Raw genomic sequence first — 4,111 nt, forward strand, 5'->3', positions numbered from 1 at the left:
AGTGCAGGAGTGCAGGAGTGCAGGAGTGCAGGAGTGCAGGAGTGCAGGAGTGCAGGAGTGCAGGAGTGCAGGAGTGCTGGAGTGTTGTCTGACAATTCTGTAGGATTGACGCTGCCACACTGTCGCAAATAATTATATAAGTTGTATCTTGTCGTTGCCGGAGAAGGTGAGATTGCCTGTTGCTCTCTTTTGCTGCCTGCACCGTCAGCGCGGTTAATGAATCGGTGCGATTTTTTATTGCAAGGATAGGCTAGCCATGCCAGGGGTATACAAGCTTTCGGTCAGCGGTTTTAAGTCGATTCGGGAATTACAGGAATTTCCAATGCGCAACCTGAATGTGCTGATTGGGGCCAATGGTGCGGGTAAAAGCAATTTTATCAGTCTGTTTCGTCTGCTCAATAAGATGTATGAACAACAATTGCAACTGTTTGTGCAGCAGCAGGGCGGACCGGATGCTCTTTTGCATTTTGGGCGCGAACAAACAGATCAGATGCACGCAGAATTCCATTTTGCCAAGAATAGCTATGATTTTATTCTTCTGCCAACCGCTGATAATAAATTGATCTTCAAAGAGGAGAATTGCAGATTTAAGGGGGTGTATTACACCACTACGCCCCATCCGGCGATTTTGGGAACTGGGCATGGAGAATCCAAATTGAAGGAGGCAACAGACGGCTATTCGCCCTATGTTCGTGCATCCGTCAGTAGGTGGAGAGTCTACCATTTTCATGACACAAGTGAAAAAGCCAAGATCAAACAAAGACATCCGAATAACGACAACCTGCTTTTGAAGAGCGATGCCGCCAACCTGGCCGCCTATTTGCGCATGCTTTATCAACAGCATCGCGAATCCTACCGACAGATTGTGGCCACCATTCGTCTGGTGGCTCCCTTTTTTGATGATTTTGTGCAGCGACCGGGAGAGCCGGAAACGGTGGAGTTGGAGTGGACACAGAAGGGTCAACCGGATACCCCTTTCAAGGCGCATATGCTTTCAGATGGCACATTGCGCTTTGTTTGTCTGGTCACTTTATTATTGCAACCCATAGTGTTGTTGCCAGACACCATTTTGATTGATGAGCCGGAGTTGGGGTTGCATCCGTATGCCATCTCCATACTGGCAGCCATTTTCAAACAGGTTGCAGAACGAAAGCAGTTGATCATCTCTACCCAATCGGTGGAACTGGTCAACGAGTTGGAGCCGGAAGATGTGGTGGTGGTGGATCAGGAGCAGGGAGCCTCCACTTTTCGCCGTTTTCAGCGTGAGGAGCTTGCCGGATGGTTGGAGGAGTATGCCATGGGCGAGCTTTGGAAACGCAACGTGCTGGGTGGGAGACCATAGGATGGTGCGGGTGGTGCTGTTTGCCGAGGGGCAATCGGACGAAAAATTTATCAAAGAGAGCATCTCTCCCTTGTTTGCTGCTTCCGGGCTTTTTCTGGTTCCACGGTTATTGAAAACCTCGCAGAATGCCAGAGGAGGAGCAGTCACTTTTGACCGCTTAAAATTGTATGCGCGCAACACCCTAAGGGAAGGCAGCGCCCCGATTTTGTCAACTTTTTTGGATCTGTATGCCTTGGATAGTGATTTTCCTGGGTATGAGGAGGCCAAGAAGAAGAGCGATCCCTATGAGAAGGTAGCCCATTTGGAGAGGGAGCTGCATCAGTCGATTGTGCAGTTGGCTGGCTGTCAGGCAGAGCGTTTTATTCCGCATATTCAACCGTATGAGTTTGAGGGATTGTAACTATTCAGCTTTTTGCAGGCTCGCCAGCTCTACCCCTATGGGGATGCTGTGCACATTGGCGCAAGAATGCGCGCCAATCCGCACAGCTTGCCTCCATTAGGCGCGCTGCGCCGACGCAAAAAGCGCGTCGGCTTAGTGTGAAAAGCGCGCCAAAGGCAAAAGATTAAAAGCAAAATCCCAGGGATTCCATCCCTGGACCCGGCCAGGGAGGTGCCCTCCCTGGACCCGCAGTTGTTTTGGGTGGTGAATATTTACGAGGGATTATTGTTTTCTGATGTGGCGGCGCTTTGCCAAACGGTGCCAGGCTGGCAGCAGGCAGAGCAAAAGTTGACGACGATTCGTGGCCAATATGCCAGTCCAGAACATATCAATGATGGTTATGCAAGCAAGCCATCGGCACGGCTTGCCACACACCTGAGCCCAAGATATGACAAAATGCTGCACGCTCCTTTGGCAGCAGAGAGGGTCACTGTGGCGGTAATGGAGCAGCAGTGCCGCCATTTTTGCGAGTGGTTGGGCAGATTGCGTGCTTTGGCCAACGCCCAGGCATGAGTGCGGACTGACTGATTTTTGCAACAGAAAGCGCAGTAAAAGCAAAGAGATTAACGGAGTTGGCGTGCTGTTTTAGGCTGGCTTTTTTGGTTGCTGATGTACACTGCTCTGGCACTGTTTTTGTTGTGCCGAATATCAGGGGCCGGACAGAAGCTGATACTCGGCACAAAAGCGAGGCGCTGCGGACTATTTTTCGCCGTGGCTGAGCAGAAATTCGGTATAGGCTTTGTCGGTGGTATTGATATGTTTGACCAGCCACTCCTGGAGGAAGCGCAATAATTTTTTTGCGGCCTCGATACTGTCGTTTTGCAGGGCGGTTTGAAACTCGGCGAGTTTTTCTTTCATCATGGCGTGTTCGCGCAGGTGGGGCTCAAGAGCGGGATAGGCATGTTTTTTCATCATCCCCTCTTCGCGTTCAAAGTGATAGATGGTATAGGCTGCCAGATCATCCAACATTTTGGCCAGTTCATTTTTGTTTTGCACTTTCTGCAAGGATTTGAACAGATCCAGGGTGATGGACAGGAGCTGTTTATGATCATCATCCAGGCTGGCAATTTTGACGCTATACTCTTGTTTCCATTGAAACTGTTTGTAGAGAAACTCATTTTTGACGATGATGACCAAAGGCAAGATAATCGCCAAGACCAGCACAGCTTCGATGCCATATAGATAGCCAGCGAGCCCCATGGCGGGAAGAATGATGGCCAGCCAAATCAACCAATCCATGGTTTCGATATGCACATTTTTCATCTTATATTCTCCAAAACAGTGCAAGGCGGTAAAAGTAGGGGCTCGAATGGATAATTTTGTTGCCTGTCAGATGAACAGTCGCAGAAATTAAAAGCAAGCCACGCGATATTTGAGCACAGAAAATGAACAGAAGGCAAACAAAAATCGTCAAAGTGGGGCGGCAGATTAAACAGAGCAGGAATGTGTTGCGTCATAATGAGGGAGTTCCTTTATCCCTTTTTACCATCGCGGCAGCCAGCATGCTGCTGTCGTGACAGCTTAGAGCAAAATATAGATGCAAAAAGGCGCGCATAAACCGCACAGCAAAACGGTTAATTGGAGTATCCTCAAAAATTCTTCACTGCAATTGTTTTTCTATCCTGAGATATCTTCAGGATGATTTTTATTGCGGACCATGTTTTGCGAGGAGTTTTGCTGCTCCATGCGGTGGCTGCGTCGGCCTGTTCGGTCAGGGTGGTGAGTTGATCATCAGAGAGAGGTTGGGTGCGTTTGTCGTGCGTATGACCGCTAAGAGCTTGGAAGAAAAGTAGGATTTACTGTCCAGGATGTTGGGGTACGGATTGGTTGAATACTGGTATTTTGCTGGTGGTGTGATCAAGAGCAGACACCTGCTGGCCGGAGATCACGATGGGTTGAGTCGGAGGAAAATAGCGCAAAGCAGCAAAAAGCCCGCTGGCTACAGTTGCCAGGAGGAGATAATCTCCTCCTGGACCTCCATAATAATTTTCTGATTTTCAAATGCGATTGCCATGCAATCACTCCTGCCGTTTCTCCTCGTCTTCCCTGTCTCGTATAGATGGCGCTACCGCAGAGGCTGATCGCTCCAAAGCAGTTTGCTCTTCTGCGTTGCAGAGCAGATAAGGCAGGGTTTTCGAGCGCGATGGCGTTTGGTTTTGACTGTAGGGCGTGACGAAGAGATAATCCGCATAGACAATTCATTGTCACGCGGATGTGTAGTTTAACTGTTTGAAATAATTCACGTGAAATATGGCAGTTTGGTGCACAACTCCAAACAAAAACGGCCACCAAGAGGGTGACCGTAGAGGATTATTTTACTGGAGCCGGCA

At 49.1% G+C, this 4,111-nt stretch carries 5 protein-coding genes; 4 read left to right on the top strand and 1 reads right to left on the bottom strand.

Annotated elements, in window-relative coordinates:
* The first annotated feature begins 256 nt into the window (after positions 1-256).
* The 3 genes from EJP87_RS06010 (at position 257) to EJP87_RS06020 (ending at position 2,294) form a co-directional block, all read left to right on the top strand.
* Positions 257-1,342, top strand: coding sequence for an AAA family ATPase (locus EJP87_RS06010; protein ID WP_130470959.1), 1,086 nt, complete (start codon positions 257-259; stop codon positions 1,340-1,342).
* A 1-nt stretch (position 1,343) separates the two neighbouring features.
* The gene (locus EJP87_RS06015; RefSeq protein ID WP_193771175.1) at positions 1,344-1,742 is read left to right on the top strand and encodes a DUF4276 family protein; all 399 of its coding nucleotides are present in this window, start codon (positions 1,344-1,346) and stop codon (positions 1,740-1,742) included.
* A gap of 243 nt (positions 1,743-1,985) precedes the next feature.
* Positions 1,986-2,294: a DUF4276 family protein gene (locus EJP87_RS06020; RefSeq protein WP_193771176.1), complete on the top strand. Its 309-nt coding sequence runs from the start codon at positions 1,986-1,988 to the stop codon at positions 2,292-2,294.
* 186 nt (positions 2,295-2,480) lie between these two features.
* Here EJP87_RS06020 and EJP87_RS06025 read toward each other — a convergent pair whose 3' ends face one another.
* A complete protein-coding gene (locus tag EJP87_RS06025; protein WP_130470962.1) occupies positions 2,481-3,044 on the bottom strand; it encodes a bacteriohemerythrin in 564 nt (187 codons plus the stop codon).
* Between the two features lie 122 nt (positions 3,045-3,166).
* On the opposite strand from EJP87_RS06025, the gene EJP87_RS18800 reads away from it, so the two are divergent.
* Positions 3,167-3,298 carry a hypothetical protein gene (locus EJP87_RS18800; protein ID WP_265332105.1) on the top strand — a complete coding sequence of 44 codons (132 nt, stop codon included), beginning with the start codon at positions 3,167-3,169 and terminating at the stop codon, positions 3,296-3,298.
* Positions 3,299-4,111: the final 813 nt, after the last annotated feature.

The sequence above is a fragment of the Candidatus Magnetaquicoccus inordinatus genome, assembly GCF_004217665.1.
In the GTDB taxonomy this organism is placed as follows: Bacteria; Pseudomonadota; Magnetococcia; order Magnetococcales; family Magnetaquicoccaceae; genus Magnetaquicoccus; species Magnetaquicoccus inordinatus.

Excerpts from the sequence above, each read along its gene's own strand:
- EJP87_RS06015 (WP_193771175.1), top strand. The coding sequence starts at position 1,344 with ATGGTGCGGGTGGTGCTGTTTGCCGAGGGGCAATCGGACGAAAAATTT.
- EJP87_RS06010 (WP_130470959.1), top strand. The coding sequence starts at position 257 with ATGCCAGGGGTATACAAGCTTTCGGTCAGCGGTTTTAAGTCGATTCGG.
- EJP87_RS18800 (WP_265332105.1), top strand. The coding sequence starts at position 3,167 with ATGAACAGAAGGCAAACAAAAATCGTCAAAGTGGGGCGGCAGATTAAA.
- EJP87_RS06025 (WP_130470962.1), bottom strand. The coding sequence starts at position 3,044 with ATGAAAAATGTGCATATCGAAACCATGGATTGGTTGATTTGGCTGGCC.